Source organism: Rahnella sp. Larv3_ips (assembly GCF_003697865.1).
In the GTDB taxonomy this organism is placed as follows: domain Bacteria; phylum Pseudomonadota; class Gammaproteobacteria; order Enterobacterales; family Enterobacteriaceae; genus Rahnella; species Rahnella rivi.
On record NZ_MJIB01000021.1, the window covers coordinates 198 to 18537 of the forward strand.

The window sequence follows — 18340 nt, forward strand, 5'->3', positions numbered from 1 at the left end:
ATAATTCACTAAAATGAATTACTGCTTGGTCACTCTTTAAGACTTGATATTTTTTGCCACCGAGGTGGCTGATATCGTCTTGTGAGTGCCCACACAGATTGTCTGATAAATTGTTAAAGAGCAGTGAGTTACGCGCTTTCGCTTGCTAACTCGAGGTGGCGTATATTACGCTTTCCTCATTCAGTGTCAACCGTTTATTTCACCCGGTCATCACTGTTTTTAACCTTTCCGACCCGGTTACTTCGTGATGTTGTTCACGTTGTTCCCTGTCGATGGAGCGGCATTATAGGGAGTTCGATTTGAATGGCAAGCGAATAAATACAGTTTTATTTCGTTTGCCGTTTTTTTATCCAAAGACCCTTATTTCTGCGCTTTTGCTATAAAGGAAGGCAATGCAGCAAGGCTTTCCAATACAGCGTCTGCTGCACTTTCACTTTCTGGTGTAACGGGCTTACCGGTACGAACCAAAATCTTAGTGCCCACGCCTGCAGCAGCGGCTGCCTGCATATCCTCAAGCTTGTCGCCGATCATATAAGAAGAAGCCATATCGATATTCAGCTCTTCCCGGGCAGTTAAGAACATCCCCGGTAATGGCTTACGGCAGTCGCAAACCTGCGCAAACTCTTTAACGGAACCTTCCGGGTGATGCGGGCAGAAATAGATCCCATCAAGGTCGACACCGCGGTCGGCCAGTGACCAGTCCATCCACTCTGTCAGTGTCATAAACTGTTCTTCAGTGAACTTGCCGCGTGCAATACCCGATTGATTAGTGACGAGTACGAGCAAGAAGCCCATTTCCTTAAGTTTAAGACACGCATCGATGACACCGTCGATAAACTGGAAGTCATCGATTTCATGAACATAGCCGTGATCGACATTCAACGTGCCATCACGGTCGAGAAAGATTGCTGAAACAGGTTGTGCCACGAATTTGCTCCTGATGGCTGATTAACGGCGCCAGTATCGCATGTTTTACGGGTCAGTGAGAATGTTAACCTGGTTGACTTAGACGTCTAGACGCCTTAGCATCCACGACATGCTTCGGGCTTATCCCCGCAGAGTTAATTTCACCACGTCACGTCAAAAAGACAGAATAAAAAATAATATGATTAAACTTTCAAACATCACCAAGGTTTTCCAGCAGGGTTCGCGCCAAATCGTCGCGCTCTCTGACGTGAGTCTTCACGTCCCTGCAGGACAAATATACGGCGTGATCGGCTCATCTGGCGCGGGTAAAAGCACATTAATCCGCTGCGTCAATTTGCTGGAGCGTCCGACCGAAGGCAAGGTACTGGTCGATGGCCAGGATCTGATGTCCTTCTCAGAGAAAGCACTGACCCGTGCGCGCCGCCAGATTGGCATGATTTTTCAGCACTTTAATCTGTTGTCGTCACGTACCGTTTTTGGCAATGTTGCACTGCCACTGGAACTGGACAATTTGTCTTCAGCGGACATCAAAAAGCGCGTCTCTGAGCTGCTGAGTCTGGTGGGTCTGGAAGATAAGCATGACGCCTACCCGGCCAATCTTTCCGGTGGGCAAAAACAACGTGTCGCCATTGCCCGTGCGCTGGCCAGCAATCCCAAAGTGTTACTGTGTGATGAAGCAACAAGTGCTCTGGACCCGGCGACGACCCGCGCCATCCTGGAACTGCTGAAAGACATTAACCGCCGTCTGGGTTTAACCATCCTGCTGATTACCCATGAGATGGATGTCGTGAAACGCATTTGCGACCAGGTGGCAGTGATAAGCGATGGCAAACTGATCGAGCAGGACAAGGTGAGCGAGATGTTCTCCCACCCTAAAACTCCGCTGGCTCAACAATTCATTCAATCAACGCTCCATCTGGATATCCCGGAAGATTACGCGGTACGCATGGTGCCGGAACCTGAAGCTGATCGTGTACCGCTGTTACGGCTGGAATTTACCGGCCAGTCGGTCGACGCACCGCTGCTTTCAGAAGCAGTTCGTCGCTTTGACATTAACAATAATATTATCAGTGCTCAGATGGATTATGCCGGCGGCGTGAAGTTCGGGATTATGCTGACAGAAATGCACGGTTCAGAAGAAAACACTCAGGCGGCGATTCAGTTCCTGCATGAGAATCAGGTGAAAGTAGAGGTACTCGGTTATGTCTGAGGCAATGATGTGGTTAATGGGGCGGGGTATCTGGGAAACGGTCATCATGACACTCACCTCCGGCTTCTTTGGGTTTGTACTCGGGCTACCATTTGGCGTGCTGCTGTATGTCACCCGTCCGGGACAAATTGCTGAGAATAAGAACGTCTATCGCGTGATGTCTGCGCTGGTTAACATTTTCCGTTCTATTCCTTTTATTATCTTGCTGGTCTGGATGATTCCGTTCACTCGTATGATTGTCGGCACCTCGATCGGTTTACAGGCTGCCATTGTTCCGCTGACTGTGGGCGCAGCTCCCTTTATTGCCCGTATGGTTGAGAACGCATTACTGGAAATCCCAAGCGGTCTGGTTGAAGCCTCCCGCGCGATGGGTGCCACACCGATGCAAATCATCCGTAAAATTCTGTTGCCGGAAGCCTTGCCGGGTCTGGTTAACGCGGCCACTATTACTCTGATCACCCTGGTTGGTTATTCTGCGATGGGCGGTGCTGTGGGTGCCGGCGGTCTGGGACAAATTGGTTATCAGTACGGTTATATCGGTTATGACGCCACTGTCATGAATACGGTATTGGTTCTGTTAGTGGTTTTGGTGTATTTAATTCAATTCTGTGGCGACCGCATCGTAAAAGCAGTCACGCATAAATAACGAAAAAACAGCTGTAAAACATAACCCTGTGTATATTTTTATCCGCTTATTGAGGAAAGGAAATGTCTAATAAATTCAAATCCATTGCCGTTGTTGGCGCGCTTCTGGGATCGCTGGCTTTGGTTGGCTGCGGGCCAAAAGAGCAGGATCCAAACCACATCAAAGTGGGCGTGATTGTCGGTTCTGAGCAGCAGGTTGCTGAAGTGGCACAAAAAGTTGCTAAAGAAAAATACGGTCTGGATGTTGAACTGGTGACATTCAACGATTACGTCCTGCCGAACGAAGCCCTGAGCAAAGGCGATATCGACGTTAATGCCTTCCAGCACAAACCTTACCTTGATCAGCAGATCAAAGACCGCGGCTACAAACTGGTTCCCGTCGGTAACAGCTTTGTCTATCCAATCGCGGGCTATTCCAAAAAAATCAAATCTGTTGATGAACTGAAAGAAGGCGATCAGGTTGCCCTGCCAAATGATCCGACCAACCTTGGCCGTTCATTACTGCTGCTGCAAAAACAAGGTCTGATTAAACTGAAAGACGGCGTTGGCCTGCTGCCGACCGTTCTTGATGTGACTGAGAACCCTAAAAACCTGAAACTGGTTGAACTGGAAGCACCACAGCTGCCACGTTCACTGGATGATGCAAAAATCGCACTGGCCGTTATCAACACGACTTACGCCAGCCAGATCGGTCTGACACCAGAAAAAGACGGTATCTTCGTAGAAGACAAAAACTCACCGTACGTAAACCTGATCGTTGCGCGTGAAGATAACAAAGACGCTGAAAACGTGAAGAAATTCGTTCAGGCTTACCAGTCTGATGAAGTGAACGCTGCGGCGAACAAAATCTTCAACGGCGGCGCCGTCAAAGGCTGGTAAAAACCGGCAGTGAGGAATGCCATATTTATCTGCCATTCATCATGTAAAGACTCTTTTCAGAAATAAGTACAAGGCGGGCATATGCCCGCCTTGTTATTTCCTCAATACCTTGCTTCAATAACGCCACATTCATTCCTGTAAACATATTAAAAAGCAGAGGATTTACCATGCGTGCTTTACCTCTCTGTTTGTCGGCACTTTTGCTGGCGGGTTGTTCCCTGACTCAACACACACAGCCAACACCCATTGCACCTGTTGTTAAAGAAGAGCCAAAACCCGTCAAACCAAAACCGGCTCCAGTTCGTCCGGCCCCTGTGAAACTGTATAAAGATGCAGAAGCACTGGTCGGCACACCGTTCCGTGATTTAGGCGAAGTCTCTGGAGAATCTTGCCAGGCGGACCAGAATGATTCGCCTCCGAGCCTGGCCACAGCCCGTAAAAGAATGCTGACCCGCGCTTCGTACATGAAGGCAAATGCCGTGTTGTTACATCAGTGCCAAATTCTCGGTGGCGTTCCAGGCTGCTTCCAGCAAGCGATTTGTCAGGGCTCTGCGTTGAACGTCACCTTTAAATGACCTCATTTTCTTTTGAGCAAATAGGGACAATTCATTCGCCCTACAAAGAGAAATTTGCAGTCCCACGCCAGCCTGGTTTGATCCAGGATGGCGGCGGTGAGTTACACCTTCACGCGCCGTATAACAAGCCTGAAGCGGTTCGCGGGCTGGAAGAGTTCAGCCATCTTTGGGTGATGTTTGTGTTTCATCAGACAATGGATGGCGGCTGGCGTCCGACGGTCCGTCCGCCTCGCCTTGGTGGCAATACGCGCACCGGCGTATTTGCGACACGTTCTACCTTTCGTCCGAATCCGCTGGGAATGTCGCTCGTTGAGCTCAAAGGGATCCACTGCCAGGGGCAACATGTCATTTTGCAACTTGGCAGTCTGGATTTGGTGGATGGCACCCCTGTTGTCGATATCAAGCCCTACCTGCCCTTTGCAGAAAGCCATCCTGAAGCCCGTGCGGGATTTGCTCAGCACGCGCCGCAAGCGAATATGCCGGTGGAATTTTCACCGCAGGCTGAAAAGCAGCTGGCAGATAATGTACGTAAGTACCCCCATCTGCGTCGTTTCATCACTCAGGTTTTGGGCCAGGATCCTCGCCCGGCCTACCGTAAGGGTGAAGCAGTTGAACGGGATTACGCCGTTCGCCTGCTCGAGTTTAATGTCCGCTGGCGGGCTGTGGGCTCGGTGAATCAGGTATTGTCTCTCGGCAACGACTAAATTTCCTCTGCGTCTCTTTTGACAACAGCAACTCGCTGGTAAACTAAACCACTTTTTTACGTTTTGGCTGCCTGTGGCAGCCTGATTGCAATTTGCAGTGCTAACGGAATCAACACATCATGCGTACTACTCAATATCTGCTCTCTACTCTGAAAGAGACGCCAGCCGACGCGGAAGTCATCAGCCATCAGCTGATGCTGCGTGCGGGGATGATCCGCAAACTGGCTTCCGGCCTGTATACCTGGCTGCCAACCGGCCTGCGTGTTCTGCGTAAAGTTGAAAACATCGTGCGCGAAGAAATGAATAACGCGAACGCCATCGAGGTATCGATGCCGGTGGTTCAGCCCGCCGATTTGTGGCAGGAGAGCGGACGTTGGGAACAATACGGCCCGGAATTGTTGCGCTTTGTTGACCGTGGCGATCGCCCTTTTGTACTGGGTCCAACCCACGAAGAAGTTATTACCGATCTGATCCGCAATGAAATCAGCTCATACAAACAGTTGCCGCTGAACTTCTTCCAGATCCAGACCAAATTCCGTGACGAAGTTCGTCCGCGCTTTGGCGTGATGCGCTCGCGTGAATTCCTGATGAAAGATGCCTACTCGTTCCATACAACACAGGAATCTCTGCAGGAAACGTATGATGCGATGTACGCAGCCTACAGCAAGATCTTCAACCGTATGGGTCTGGATTTCCGCGCTGTTCTGGCAGATACCGGCTCTATCGGCGGCAGCGCATCTCATGAGTTCCAGGTACTTGCGCAAAGCGGCGAAGATGACGTGGTGTTCTCTGACTCCTCTGATTTTGCAGCCAATATTGAGTTCGCGGAAGCGCTGGCACCCGCAGCAGCACGCCAGGCGGCCACGGAAGAAATGCGTATTGTTGAAACGCCAAACGCCAAAACCATCGCTGAACTGACAGAACAGTTCCAGGTTCCGGTTGAGAAAACCGTGAAAACCCTGATGGTTCACGCAACAGCTGAGAGCGGGCACAAACTGATTGCCTTGCTGATCCGCGGCGATCACGAACTTAACGAAATCAAAGCCGAAAAACTGCCACACGTTGCCACACCGCTGACTTTCGCTACCGAAGCTGAAATTCGCGAAATCGTTTCTGCCGGACCGGGTTCACTCGGCCCGGTTAACCTGCCAATGCCTGTGGTCGCAGACCGCACCGTTGCTGCGATGAGTGATTTCAGCGCAGGCGCAAACATCGATGGTAAACATTACTTCGGCATTAACTGGGATCGCGATACCGCGCTGCCAGAAGTGGCTGATCTGCGTAATGTGGTTGCAGGCGATCCAAGCCCGGATGGTCAGGGTACGCTGGTGATTAAACGCGGTATTGAAGTCGGCCATATCTTCCAGCTGGGCACCAAATATTCAGAAGCGATGAATGCGACCGTTCAGGGCGAAGATGGACGTAATCAGGTGATGACCATGGGATGTTACGGTATCGGTGTGACCCGTGTGGTGGCAGCGGCTATCGAACAGAACCACGACGATCGCGGTATCATCTGGCCAGACGCCATCGCGCCATTCCAGGTTGCTATCCTGCCAATGAACATGCACAAATCTTTCCGTGTGAAAGATGCGGCAGAAGCGTTATACGCAGAGCTGCGCTCACACGGCATTGATGTGATCCTTGACGATCGTAAAGAGCGTCCGGGCGTCATGTTTGCTGATATGGAACTGATCGGTGTTCCGCATCAGGTGGTGATTGGCGATCGTAATCTGGACGCAGAAGAGCTGGAATACAAAAACCGTCGCACTGGCGAAAAACAAATGATCAAGCAAAGCGACATCGTTGCCTCTCTGCTGAGCCAAATCCCGCGTTAAGGATCTGACGCAGATCGTTCATGCATAAAAATGCCCGCATTGTGCGGGCATTTTCTTTCGTGGAGCAGACTCAAAGGCGGATGCTTAAGGGCATGCCCTGGTCACATCAAACTTTACGTTTTTATCCGCCACGACCGCCTTGTGCATCTGCCCCTCTTCCATCGACGGTTCCGTCATGAAATGCCCGTCCATCGACACAAACACCAGCTGATTGGGTGACTGGCGTGCGGCAAGATACCCTTCTTCCAGCGATTTATTGGCTGACATCGGGAACACTTTTCCGGTCGCACAGTCTTTGAAGGAAGCCGCGTCAGCACTGTACTGCATCATGCCAGTCAGCGTCATTGGCGTCTTGGGTAAACTCTGCTGAGTCGGTTTCAGCGTGTAATTGAGCGAAGAAACAATCGGCGCGCCACTCGTATCGAGCATTTCGAGATTTTCATCTTTCGGATGGAAATAGCGTTTTTCACCCTTCGCATCGGTCAGAACCAGTTTATCCGCGGTTCTCGCCCAGTTGCCGTAACTGGCAAACGTTTGATTGCCGTCTTTGGTGTCCTGATAAACTTCCTGCAAAATGTACGTACCATCTTGTTGCAGGAACAATGAAGTCTCCAGTCCGCCGCAATCAGCGCAAGGCAGAACACCGCTGTAACTTTGCTGCATTGCCTGCAACGGTTTTTCCTGATTATAGGCGGCGGTATGGCAGCCGAACAGTGATAACGCCCCGAGCGCAAGCACCGCTGTAATAATGATTTTTTTCACAGTCACTCCCCTACTGCTTTTTCTTCTTAGTACCGCGATAAAGATTGTCCTGCGGCACGATGTCGGGCTAAAGAACTTTGCCCCGTAATGCTTTGGTCGCCCCTTTGCGCACTTTACTCTCTACCCGACGAATTTTAGACCCGCGGGTCGGCTTGGTTGCACGACGCGGTTTTTCGACCACCATCGCCTGTACAATCAGGGAACTCAGCCGGGCCACTGCCGCTTCACGGTTTTGTTCCTGGCTCCGGTATTCCTGCGCCTTAATAACAACCCAACCATCAGCCGTCACCGAGTGATGATTAAACGCCAGCAGCCGCTCTTTGTAGTAGTCTGGCAAACTTGATGCCTTAATATCAAAGCGTAAATGTATTGCCGTTGACGTTTTATTGACGTTCTGACCACCGTTACCCTGAGCCCGGATCGCGGTTAATTCTATTTCACTGTCTGGAATTTCCAGTTTACCCGAAAGGATGAACACGCTGATTACCTTGCTTCTTTTACGACAGACTCTTTCCATTCCGAAAAATGAATTTCTAAATTACTCTGAGCATCGGAAAGCCAAATAGTTCCGTCCTGTAAAGTCGCCTGTAAATCCATGGTTCTGCTGCCGAAAGCCGTGAGTTGAGTCAGCATTTCATCGTCAATATAACGGATGCGAAGATTCTCAAAACTTCTGACTTTCCCTTCAATTTGTGACCACCAGACCCTCGCAGCCCGCTCACCATAAGCGTAAAGCACCACTTCACGCGACTGGTTACACGCCCTTTTCAGACGCTTCTCATCCGGTAAACCTAATTCAACCCACAACTCGATTCCGTTGTGATCATTTTTACGCCAGATTTCTGGTTCATCTTCGGCGCTTAATCCGCGCGTAAAGGTCAGCCGCTCATCGGCATGGTAAATCCACGCGAGCAAACGCAGCATCATACGTTGTTCTGTTTCTGAGGGATGCTGGGCCAGTGTCAGGTTGGCGTCGTGAAAGAAATTGCGATCCATATCAGCGATGTTGATCACTGCTTTATAAATAGTTGCTTTTAACGCCATGGGAAACCTCTTGATGATAGACGCACAGTGTACTTGAAAGCGTCACGTCGCGACCAGTTTAACCCCGCAGGTCATCCTGAATAACCGTTTCAGCGCAAACGATAAACCTTTATAGGTTGGCTAATAACTGAGACTCTCCTGTGCTATAGTCGATAAATACTGAGAGCTTATCTTTCTGCGCTTTCCTCAGAGGGATACGCTTTTAAGGGAGAACCTATGCAGCAATACTGTGAGTTGGTACGCCGTAAATATTCAGAGATTGCCAGTGGCGATCTGGGATATGTGCCCGATGCGTTGGGCTGTGTATTGAAAGCATTGGACGAAGTGGCAGCAAACGCTGACCTTCCGTCCTCCGTTAGGGACCAGGCGGCCTATGCCGCCGCTAACTTATTGGTGAGCGATTATGTCAATGAATGATGAGTACCAACCCATCAATTGCGATGACTACGATAATCTCGAGCTCGCCTGCCAGAGTCACCTGGTGTTGACACTGAAGCTGCGCAGCGGAGAAGTCGTTGAGGCGAAGGCCAATGACCTGTTGATGCGTAAGAAAGTTGAATATCTGGTGGCCGAGGTGAACGGCGAGCAGCGCGATCTGCGTCTGGATTACATCGAGAGCTTTAGCCATCCGGAAATTGGCACCGTGGTGGTCAGCGCAGAATAGCGCAACTTTCCACCGGCCAAACTAACGGGCAATCTCAGGATTGCCCGTTTGCATTTCTGATACCCGACTATTTCAGCGGCGTCAGGCTTGCATAGTAAGCAGCCAAATCATTGATGTCCTGATCCGAAAGTGATGCCGTAAAGGCCTGCATCACCCCCGCTTGCCCGCCGCTGCGTTCGCCTTTCTTATAAGCATGTAACGACAGGGCCAGATAATCCCCATTTTGCCCGGCCAGATTCGGGTAGACAGGATTAGCCGCTTTGCCTTTTGCGCCGTGGCAAGCCGCACAACTTGCCGATTTAGCCTGCCCATCTGCACTGTTTCCCAGCGCGCTATCTTCATTCGCGGCTACAGAAAAACTCACCAGCACAAGCGCCAAAACGCCCGCAACTACACGCATCACCACTCCCACGGGCAGAATTTCCACCCAACTTGTTGATCTTAAATTTTATTTGGCAGCGGACCAGACGATCCGCCACTGCGCATCATGATTGCCGGCAACCGCCTGACGGGTGATAAACCAGCCCGGTGCGGCGATCAACTGCTCATTATAATAAATGAGGGGAATACGCTCGCGCTGCCAGGGCGGCACGCCTAACTCTGACCACAATTTTTTGGCCTGACGCGCACGGTCACGCCCGACTTTTTCTATATTGCCCTGCGCCTGAAATCTCACCGAGACATTCTCTCCTGCCCGCGGCTGGCGACAAATGAACGTTTCACCCGCCCCGGCAACATCGGGATCGACCGCTAAAAAGCCCAGACCGTCCGGCAGGGTTAATGTCTGCGCCGTATCCCAGCGGAGTATAAGCTCTTTCAGCGGCTGGAATTCGGGCAATAAATAGAGGCGCTGGCGGAAACGGCGAACCGTCGAGATGCCCAACCTTAACTGCGCCTGCGCATCTTCGCGGCTCAGCGCCACTTCATCCCAAACTCTTTTCAGCTGTTCGCGGGAAGGCATTTTCGCGCCCTGTCCGGCCAGCCAGCGGCGCAATAAAGCAGAACGTCGGGCCTCTGAAAAGCCGAGCATTCCCTCAACGCAAAGGCTGCCCTGCGCATCTGTTAACGCACTAAGGGACTCACTTAGCAGTTCATCGAGCAAGGATTCCTGTTCGGCACACAGTGCCGCGCTGCGTGCGGTGGCCTGTGCAAAGTGCGGCCATCGGTGATACAGCAACGGAAGGACATCGAGACGCAGGAAGTTACGGTCAAAACGCGCATCCTGATTACTGTCATCCTCGATCCAGCTCAGCTGATTCTGCCGGGCATAATCTTCAAGTTGCTCACGGCTGAGTTCCAGCAGAGGCCTTAACAGCCGGTGCTGAGATGCCATGCTGTCTGCACTCATCGCCGATAAACCGGCGGGGCCGCTGCCGCGCTTTAGCGCCAGCATCAAAGTTTCGCACTGATCGTTCAGATGCTGCGCCGTGAGCAGAACTTCATCTTCCGTCAGATTGTCTGAAAATGCCTGATAACGCGCCGTTCTCGCTGCGGCTTCAATACCGCCATCCTGTGCATTCACCTGCACGTAAATGACTGAAAACGCAATGTGATGCCGGGCGCAAATCGTCTGGCAATGGGCCACCCAGCTGTCGGCCAGCGGGCTTAAGCCATGATGAATATGCAACGCGCGCAGTTGAAGATCCGGAAGGTTTTCGCGCAGCTCTGCCAGTGCGGCCAGGAGCACTGTGGAATCAAGCCCGCCACTGAACGCGACACAAAGCTTTCGCGCACTGCCAATTTTATCCCGCAGATGCTCAGGCAGGGAAAACCTCGCCAGACGTGAATTCATAACGTTACCGGGATTCGTACAGTTCTAACGGCAAGCCGTCGGGGTCGGCGAAAAAGGTAAACTGCTTGCCTGTGTAAGGGTCAATACGTACCGGTTCGCAGTTCACGCCAGCCTGAGTCAATGCAGTGATGGCCTGCGCGATATCATCAACGCTGAACGCCAGATGGCGCAAACCGCAGGCTTCCGGGTGGCTCGGACGCGCCGGCGGATGAGGAAAGCTAAACAGTTCGATGGTGTACTGGCCGTTAAGTGCCAGATCGGCTTTCCACGAGTCACGCTCTTCCCGATAAAACTCTTCCACCAGCGTGAAGCCCAGAATGTCGCAATAGAAGTTTTTGCTGGTCTGATAATCGGAACCGATGATCGCGATATGATGAATTTGTCGAAGGTTAAGCATGGATAATGTCCTGTAGATTCCTGGTGTGCACGTTACTCAGCGTATCCGGAGACGTCAATAAAAAGCCCTCATAATGAGGGCTGTCATTACTGCGCGTCGGGGAGCTTCAGCACTTTCACCAGATAGCGCCCGTCTTCGGTGAGACGTGCACCATGAATATCGGTTTCAAAGCCAGGGTAACGTTCCCCTATCGAGCAAAGCATGATCAGGAAATCGAGCACCGCGCGGCTTTCTTCCGTAATCATCTCACCGGGCATCACCACAGGCACTCCCGGCGGATAAGGCAGGATCATGTTAGCCGAGACTTTGCCGATCAGTTCGTCGAGGTCGCATTCCTCCACATGTCCGCGCACCTGATGTTGGAACATTTCATACGGCGTCATTTTCATTTCTGGCAGCGTTTCAAATGCGTCCAGCATCAGGCGCGGCAGATCATGTCGGAGGATAAGCTTGTGGATCCCCTGCGCGAGATCCTGGATCCGCATATGACGGTAGAAATCCGGATCTTCCGCGTACAGATCGGGGAGCATATTTTTAACGCGCAGATTAAGATCATAGCTGCGTTTGAAATCGGTCAGACCACGCATCACGCTCATGGATTTGGTCTTATCAATGCCAATGCTGAACAGGAAAAGTAAATTGTACGGACCGGTTTTTTCGACCACCACGCCGCGCTCATCAAGGAACTTGGCCACCAGCGCCGCCGGGATCCCTTCCTGTTCCAGTTTGCCCATTTCATCCATGCCGGGCGTAAGGATCGTGACCTTGATCGGATCCAGATACATATGATCGGTATCTGCGTTCGCAAAGCCATGCCAGTTATTATCTGGATTCAGCGGCCAGCATTCGGCTTCATCAATATGCTCCGGCTGCCAGATATCGAAGAACCAGCCATCGGTTTCCTCGCGCAGTCGTTGGATCTCTTTGCGAAAATGTAACGCACGCTCTACCGAGCGGTTGATCAGGCGGCGTCCGGGATTTCCGCGCAGCATCGCCGCTGCGGTTTCTGCCGAGGCAACGATACCGTAGTTCGGTGATGTGGTGGTGTGCATCATGTAGGCTTCATTAAAGGTACTTTCGTTGTAATCGCCTTTAATGTGGATCATTGACGCCTGAGAGAACGCGGCCAGTAACTTGTGCGTAGACTGAGTTTCATAGATGACTTTTCCGGGAATTCGCTCACCACTCATCCCGCTTTTCCCTGCGTAAATCGGATGGAAATTGGTATAAGGCACCCAGGCGGAATCAAAATGAATCGACGGCACATCCAGCGTATTTTTGATGTAATCAGTGTTGTACAGCAGCCCATCATAGGTGGAGTTGGTAATAACCGCATGTACCGGCCAGGTCGCATTGTCCGTCCGGGCGATTTTCTCTTCGATACTTTCCCGGGTGAATTCACGCTTGGGAATGCCGCCGAGAATGCCGTAGGCATTACGGTGAGGACGCAAATAGATCGGCACGACATTGGTCATCATCATCAGATGTGCCAGCGATTTATGGCAGTTTCGGTCAATCAGCACCGTGCTGCCCGCTGGCGCGGCGTACATGCCGACAATTTTATTGGCCGTCGAAGTGCCGTTGGTCACGATGTAACTTTGTTCTGAACCAAACGTGCGCGCGATATATTCTTCGGCCTCCAGATGCGGGCCGGTATGATCGAGCAACGATCCCAGTTCGGTCACTGAAATGGATACGTCTGCTTTCAGCGTTTTGGCACCAAAGAAATCATAAAACAGTGTCCCGACCGGGCTTTTCAGAAACGCCGTGCCCGCCATGTGTCCCGGCGTACAAAAGGTGTACTTCCCTTCTTCCACGTATTTAAACAACGCTTTGGTCAGCGGTGGCGTGATCGTATCGATATATTCGTCCGTGTACTGGCGGATCCGTTTGGCAATATCCTCTGCGGCGGTCAGCGCGTACTCGAAGAAATACAGAACCATCCGCATCTCGTTCACATCAACATCCAGCGTTGAGTGAGTATTGATGAAAGCGTACAACGGCAGGTATTCGTTCAGCTCATTAATTTCTGTACACAACTCTTCGCTGTGCTCGTCCCAGTCAAAAATCGCCCCACAAATGCGGGCATTATTTTCGATGAGTTTCAGTAAGTCAGCGCGATCCCGCGGATAAATAACCTGGAACCCGAGAAGCGTCAGGGCGCTATCCAGTTCGCGGATTGGCTCTTCTTTATAGTAAGCCCCTTCCGGGCGCATGACAGCGATGATATTCATCTGACAATCCTTCTTTTATTGGTATCTCATATATTTATAGAAACACGGTTAGCGCCAGGTGTGTACCCTTTCGCGACTATTTCTGACAGACGGAAGGAAAATTCAGAATCCCGGAACGATGTGGGAGGGATTTGCGGCAATAAAAAAGGCCATGCAGTTGCATGGCCTTTTCATAAGCGGTTGCTGGATCAGCAGTAGCCGTAAGTCATCAGACGCTGATAACGACGGTTGCGCAATTCTTCAGTGCTCAGCACATCCAAATCACTCAGGTCAGCTTCCAGCTGGGCGCGCAGTGAGGCCGCCATCGCTTCAACGTTACGATGAGCACCGCCCAGAGGTTCAGGGATCACCGAGTCGATAAGCTTCAGTTCTTTCAAACGTGGTGCAACGATACCCATCGCTTCTGCTGCCAGAGGTGCTTTATCCGCACTCTTCCACAGAATTGAGGCACAGCCTTCCGGTGAGATCACCGAATAGGTGCTGTATTGCAGCATGTTAACTTTATCACCCACGCCGATTGCCAGTGCGCCACCGGAACCACCTTCACCGATAACGGTACAGATAACTGGCACATTCAGACGTGACATCTCACGCAGGTTACGGGCGATCGCTTCAGACTGGCCGCGCTCTTCAGCACCCACGCCTGGGTATGCGCCCGGGGTGTCGATGAAGGTAATGATCGGCAGTTTGAAACGTTCTGCCATTTCCATCAGGCGTAACGCTTTGCGATATCCTTCCGGAGCAGGCATACCGAAGTTACGACGGACTTTCTCTTTTGTTTCACGGCCTTTCTGATGACCTATGATCATCACAGCACGTTCACCCAAACGAGCAATCCCGCCAACGATAGCTTTATCGTCAGCAAATGCACGATCACCAGCCAGTTCATCAAAATCAGTGAAGATATGTTTGATGTAATCCAGCGTATAAGGGCGACGAGGATGGCGTGCCAGTTGGGCAATCTGCCAGGCACCCAGATCAGAGAAAATCTTACGGGTCAGTTCAACGCTTTTCTCGCGCAAGCGTGCAACTTCTTCGTCCAGATTAATATCCAATTTTTCGTCTTGACGGCTGACTGCAGTCAGCGAGTCAATTTTCGCTTCGAGTTCCGCAATCGGCTGTTCAAAATCAAGAAAATTCAGACTCATAGCATTCCTATTTTAGTCAAATTCCAGTTCCACCTGCTCACTACCGACCAGGCCTCGCAAATCCAGCAACAGTTTGTCCGTTGGCGTAACACGCCATGACGCCCCGAATCGAAGCCGGGCTCTTGCGTTTTCTCGTTGGTAATACAGATGCACTGGTATCGTCCCCGATCGATGAGGTTCCAACGATTGGCGGAGACGGTTCAAAAGCTGGTCATCAATTTGCCTGTCAGTCAGCGAGATAGCAAGACCGCGAGCATATTTTTCCCGTGCTTCACTGATGTCCATAATATCGCGGGCCATCATTTTAAGCCCGCCGCTGAAGTCATCAAAGCTGACCTGTCCTGTGGCGATAAGGATACGGTCTTTTTCCAACAAATGCTGGAATTTTTCCAACGCTTCGGTGAACAACATGACTTCCAGACGACCAGAGCGGTCGTCTAACGTACAGATCCCAATGCGATTACCGCGTTTGGTGACCATTACCCGTGCAGCGAGAACCAGTCCCACTGCAACCGTCATTTTACCCCGATCCGTCGGGTGCATATCTTTCAAACGCTGGCCGCCGCCATAACGTTCGATTTCTTTCAGATACTGGGTGATCGGATGACCTGTCAGGTACAACCCCAGCGTTTCGCGTTCACCGTCCAGTACCGTTTGTTCCGGCCAGCGCATGACGTTGGCGTAGGATTTCTCCACCTGTTCCGGCGCTTCCGCCAGAACGCCGAACATATCTACCTGACCAATAGCTTCAGCTTTGGCGTGCTGATCGGCAGCTTTCAGGGCATCCGGCAAAGAGCTCATCAATGCGGCACGGTGCGGACCTAAACGGTCAAACGCACCGGACATGATCAGCTTTTCGAGGATACGTTTGTTGAGCTTTTTCACGTCCGCGCGGGCGCAGAGATCAAACAGCTCTTTGAAATAACCGCCCTCGTTACGCGCCTCAATGATGGCTTCAATCGGGCCTTCACCTACGCCTTTGATCGCGCCGATGCCGTAAACGATTTCACCTTCTTCATTCACGTGGAAATGATACTGACCGCTGTTGATATCCGGCGGCAGAATTTTCAGCCCCATTCGCCAGCATTCATCTACCAGGCCAACCACTTTCTCAGTGTTATCCATATCGGCAGTCATCACCGCTGCCATAAATTCAGCAGGATAATGCGCTTTCAGCCACAGCGTCTGGTAAGACACCAGCGCATAAGCGGCGGAGTGGGACTTGTTAAACCCATAACCGGCGAATTTCTCTACCAGATCGAAGATTTTAATCGCCAGTTCGCCATCAATACCGCGCGCTTTGGCACCATCTTCAAAACCGCCGCGCTGTTTTGCCATCTCGACCGGGTTTTTCTTACCCATCGCACGACGCAACATGTCCGCACCGCCCAGCGAATAGCCCGCCAGAACCTGCGCAATCTGCATGACCTGTTCCTGATACAAGATGATGCCGTACGTCGGCTCCAGTACCGGTTTCAGAGATTCGTGCTGCCATTGGATATCCGGATAGGACAACTCTTCGCGACCGTGTTTACGGTCAATAAAGTTATCTACCATGCCGGACTGCAACGGCCCCGGGCGGAACAATGCCACCAGCGCGATCATGTCTTCGAAGCTGTCGGGTTTCAGGCGTTTGATCAAATCTTTCATGCCGCGGGATTCAAGCTGGAAAACCGCGGTGGTTTCCGAGCGTTGCAGCATGTCGAAACTTTTCTTGTCATCCAGCGGGATCGCGGCAATATCCAGCGGCGGTTCGCCCGCTTTTGCACGACGGGCGTTAATCATGCCCAGCGCCCAGTCGATGATGGTGAGCGTACGCAATCCGAGGAAGTCGAACTTCACCAGACCGGCATATTCCACGTCGTTTTTGTCGAACTGCGTCACCGGGTGATTACCTTCAGCATCGCAATATAACGGCGCAAAATCGGTAATCTTGGTCGGCGCTATCACGACACCGCCGGCGTGTTTACCGGCGTTACGTGTGACGCCTTCAAGCTGGCGCGCCATGTCGATCAGAGACTTAACTTCTTCATCCGCTTCGTAAATTTCCGGTAATTGCGGTTCTGCGGCAAAGGCTTTTTCCAGCGTCATGCCGGGGTCAGGCGGGACCAGTTTGGAAATACGATCAACAAATCCGTAAGGGTGGCCCAGTACGCGGCCTACGTCGCGAATAACGGCTTTAGCAGCCATCGTACCGAAAGTGATAATCTGAGAAACTGCTTCGCGGCCATACATTTCAGCCACATGGTCGATGACCTGATCACGTTTTTCCATGCAAAAATCGACGTCAAAGTCGGGCATGGAAACACGTTCCGGGTTAAGAAAACGTTCGAAAAGCAGATCGAATTCAAGCGGATCCAGATCGGTAATTTTGAGCGCATAGGCCACCAGTGAACCGGCACCGGAACCACGGCCAGGGCCTACCGGTACGTCGTTATCCTTCGACCACTGGATGAACTCCATTACGATCAGGAAGTAACCGGGAAAGCCCATCTGGTTGATAACTTTGAGCTCGATATCCAGACGTTCATCATATTCAGGGCGTCGTTGCGCGCGCACGTCGGGATCCGGAAACAGAAACTCAAGACGTTCTTCCAGCCCGATTTTTGATCTATCGACCAGAAAATCTTCAGTCGTCATCTCTCCGGTCGGAAACTGCGGCAGGAAGTATTCGCCAAGACGAATGGTGACGTTACAACGTTTAGCAATCTCAACGCTGTTTTGCAGAGCTTCCGGGATATCTTCAAACAACTCGCACATTTCATCTTCACTGCGCATGTATTGCTGAGCAGTGTAATTGCGCGGACGCTTGGGATCGTCGAGCGTAAAACCGTCGTGAATAGCCACGCGGATCTCATGGGCGTCAAAATCCGATGCAACCATGAAACGTACGTCGTTCGTTGCCACCACCGGTAAACCGCGTTCGGTTGCGAGCGCGACGGCAGCGTGCAGATAGTTTTCTTCTTCAGCCCGGCCGGTACGGATCAGTTCGAGGTAGTAGCGGTCGGGAAAATATTGCTGATAAAAATCCAGACAGAGCTCGACTTGTAAATCGTTACCTCGCATCAGGAATTTACCGACATCCCCCATTTTCGCGCCGGAGATCAGGATCAACCCCTCATTCAGTTCTGCCAGCCACTCGCGATCAACTATCGGCCCCGCCGCGCCATAGCCACGCTGATAGGCGCGGGAAATCAACAGCGTGAGGTTCTGATATCCCTGATTGTTCATCGCCAGAACGGTCAGCTGCGCCAGTTCGTCGCCAAGGATCTCGCTTTGAATGTTCAGATCGGCACCGATGATCGGTTTCACGCCAGCACCGTGCGCGGCACCGTAGAATTTGACCAGGCCGCACAGGTTGGTGAAGTCAGTGATCCCCAGAGCAGGCATACCGAGTGACGCTGCGCATTTCACCAGCGGACCCACTTTCGCGAGGCCATCCACCATGGAATAGTCGCTATGTACACGCAGATGAATAAAACGAGGTTCGGCCATATCCAGAGTCCAGAAATGAGTGAGTG

General features: G+C 51.7%; 18 protein-coding genes. 8 read left to right on the forward strand and 10 right to left on the reverse strand.

Going from position 1 to position 18340, the window contains the following annotated elements; genetic code table 11:
* Positions 1 to 360: 360 nt before the first annotated feature.
* The gene (gmhB, locus tag ED901_RS19520) at positions 361 to 927 is read right to left on the reverse strand and encodes a D-glycero-beta-D-manno-heptose 1,7-bisphosphate 7-phosphatase (protein ID WP_122096980.1); all 567 of its coding nucleotides are present in this window, start codon (positions 925 to 927) and stop codon (positions 361 to 363) included.
* Between the two features lie 178 nt (positions 928 to 1105).
* On the opposite strand from gmhB, the gene metN reads away from it, so the two are divergent.
* The 6 genes from metN (at position 1106) to proS (ending at position 6778) form a co-directional block, all read left to right on the forward strand.
* On the forward strand, positions 1106 to 2137 hold the full coding sequence (gene metN, locus ED901_RS19525; protein ID WP_056781684.1) for a methionine ABC transporter ATP-binding protein MetN: 1032 nt from the start codon (positions 1106 to 1108) through the stop codon (positions 2135 to 2137).
* Complete coding sequence (locus tag ED901_RS19530) at positions 2130 to 2783, forward strand: methionine ABC transporter permease MetI (RefSeq protein WP_015696115.1); 654 nt, start codon at positions 2130 to 2132, stop codon at positions 2781 to 2783. The genes metN and ED901_RS19530 overlap by 8 nt, the downstream gene beginning before the upstream one ends.
* Before the next feature lie 62 nt (positions 2784 to 2845).
* A complete protein-coding gene (locus tag ED901_RS19535; RefSeq protein ID WP_056781686.1) occupies positions 2846 to 3661 on the forward strand; it encodes a MetQ/NlpA family lipoprotein in 816 nt (271 codons plus the stop codon).
* Between the two features lie 167 nt (positions 3662 to 3828).
* Entirely contained in the window at positions 3829 to 4236 is a 408-nt protein-coding gene (gene rcsF, locus ED901_RS19540; RefSeq protein ID WP_056781689.1) for an Rcs stress response system protein RcsF, read from the forward strand.
* Positions 4233 to 4940 carry a tRNA (N6-threonylcarbamoyladenosine(37)-N6)-methyltransferase TrmO gene (tsaA, locus tag ED901_RS19545; protein ID WP_122096981.1) on the forward strand — a complete coding sequence of 236 codons (708 nt, stop codon included), beginning with the start codon at positions 4233 to 4235 and terminating at the stop codon, positions 4938 to 4940. The genes rcsF and tsaA overlap by 4 nt, the downstream gene beginning before the upstream one ends.
* Positions 4941 to 5059: 119 nt before the next feature.
* Positions 5060 to 6778 carry a proline--tRNA ligase gene (gene proS / locus ED901_RS19550; protein ID WP_122096982.1) on the forward strand — a complete coding sequence of 573 codons (1719 nt, stop codon included), beginning with the start codon at positions 5060 to 5062 and terminating at the stop codon, positions 6776 to 6778.
* 84 nt (positions 6779 to 6862) lie between these two features.
* Here the strand turns inward: proS and nlpE are convergent, their stop codons facing one another.
* From nlpE to ED901_RS19565, 3 genes are all read right to left on the reverse strand, one after another.
* The gene (gene nlpE, locus ED901_RS19555; RefSeq protein ID WP_122097569.1) at positions 6863 to 7540 is read right to left on the reverse strand and encodes an envelope stress response activation lipoprotein NlpE; all 678 of its coding nucleotides are present in this window, start codon (positions 7538 to 7540) and stop codon (positions 6863 to 6865) included.
* A gap of 67 nt (positions 7541 to 7607) precedes the next feature.
* Positions 7608 to 8057 (reverse strand): alternative ribosome rescue aminoacyl-tRNA hydrolase ArfB, encoded by a 450-nt coding sequence (gene arfB / locus ED901_RS19560; RefSeq protein WP_371414335.1) that lies wholly within the window; start codon positions 8055 to 8057, stop codon positions 7608 to 7610.
* Entirely contained in the window at positions 8024 to 8584 is a 561-nt protein-coding gene (locus ED901_RS19565; RefSeq protein ID WP_122096984.1) for a YaeQ family protein, read from the reverse strand. Before ED901_RS19565 ends, arfB begins: the two co-directional genes overlap by 34 nt.
* Before the next feature lie 216 nt (positions 8585 to 8800).
* Here ED901_RS19565 and ED901_RS19570 point away from each other — a divergent pair, with 216 nt between their 5' ends.
* Positions 8801 to 9001 carry a YaeP family protein gene (locus ED901_RS19570; RefSeq protein WP_056781700.1) on the forward strand — a complete coding sequence of 67 codons (201 nt, stop codon included), beginning with the start codon at positions 8801 to 8803 and terminating at the stop codon, positions 8999 to 9001.
* Positions 8988 to 9248, forward strand: a complete 261-nt coding sequence (gene rof, locus ED901_RS19575) for a Rho-binding antiterminator (RefSeq protein ID WP_056781703.1) — start codon at positions 8988 to 8990, stop codon at positions 9246 to 9248. The genes ED901_RS19570 and rof overlap by 14 nt, the downstream gene beginning before the upstream one ends.
* A 67-nt stretch (positions 9249 to 9315) precedes the next feature.
* Here the strand turns inward: rof and ED901_RS19580 are convergent, their stop codons facing one another.
* The 6 genes from ED901_RS19580 to dnaE all read right to left on the reverse strand — a co-directional run bounded on the left by ED901_RS19580 (position 9316) and on the right by dnaE (position 18314).
* Entirely contained in the window at positions 9316 to 9648 is a 333-nt protein-coding gene (locus ED901_RS19580) for a cytochrome c (protein ID WP_122096985.1), read from the reverse strand.
* 48 nt (positions 9649 to 9696) lie between these two features.
* Positions 9697 to 11040, reverse strand: coding sequence for a tRNA lysidine(34) synthetase TilS (tilS, locus tag ED901_RS19585; RefSeq protein ID WP_122096986.1), 1344 nt, complete (start codon positions 11038 to 11040; stop codon positions 9697 to 9699).
* A 4-nt stretch (positions 11041 to 11044) separates the two neighbouring features.
* Entirely contained in the window at positions 11045 to 11437 is a 393-nt protein-coding gene (locus tag ED901_RS19590; protein ID WP_122096987.1) for a VOC family protein, read from the reverse strand.
* An 86-nt stretch (positions 11438 to 11523) separates the two neighbouring features.
* Positions 11524 to 13671, reverse strand: a complete 2148-nt coding sequence (locus ED901_RS19595) for a lysine decarboxylase LdcC (RefSeq protein WP_122096988.1) — start codon at positions 13669 to 13671, stop codon at positions 11524 to 11526.
* A 188-nt stretch (positions 13672 to 13859) separates the two neighbouring features.
* A complete protein-coding gene (gene accA, locus ED901_RS19600; RefSeq protein WP_056781713.1) occupies positions 13860 to 14819 on the reverse strand; it encodes an acetyl-CoA carboxylase carboxyl transferase subunit alpha in 960 nt (319 codons plus the stop codon).
* A 12-nt stretch (positions 14820 to 14831) separates the two neighbouring features.
* Positions 14832 to 18314: a DNA polymerase III subunit alpha gene (gene dnaE, locus ED901_RS19605; protein WP_056781716.1), complete on the reverse strand. Its 3483-nt coding sequence runs from the start codon at positions 18312 to 18314 to the stop codon at positions 14832 to 14834.
* Positions 18315 to 18340 lie beyond the last annotated feature (26 nt).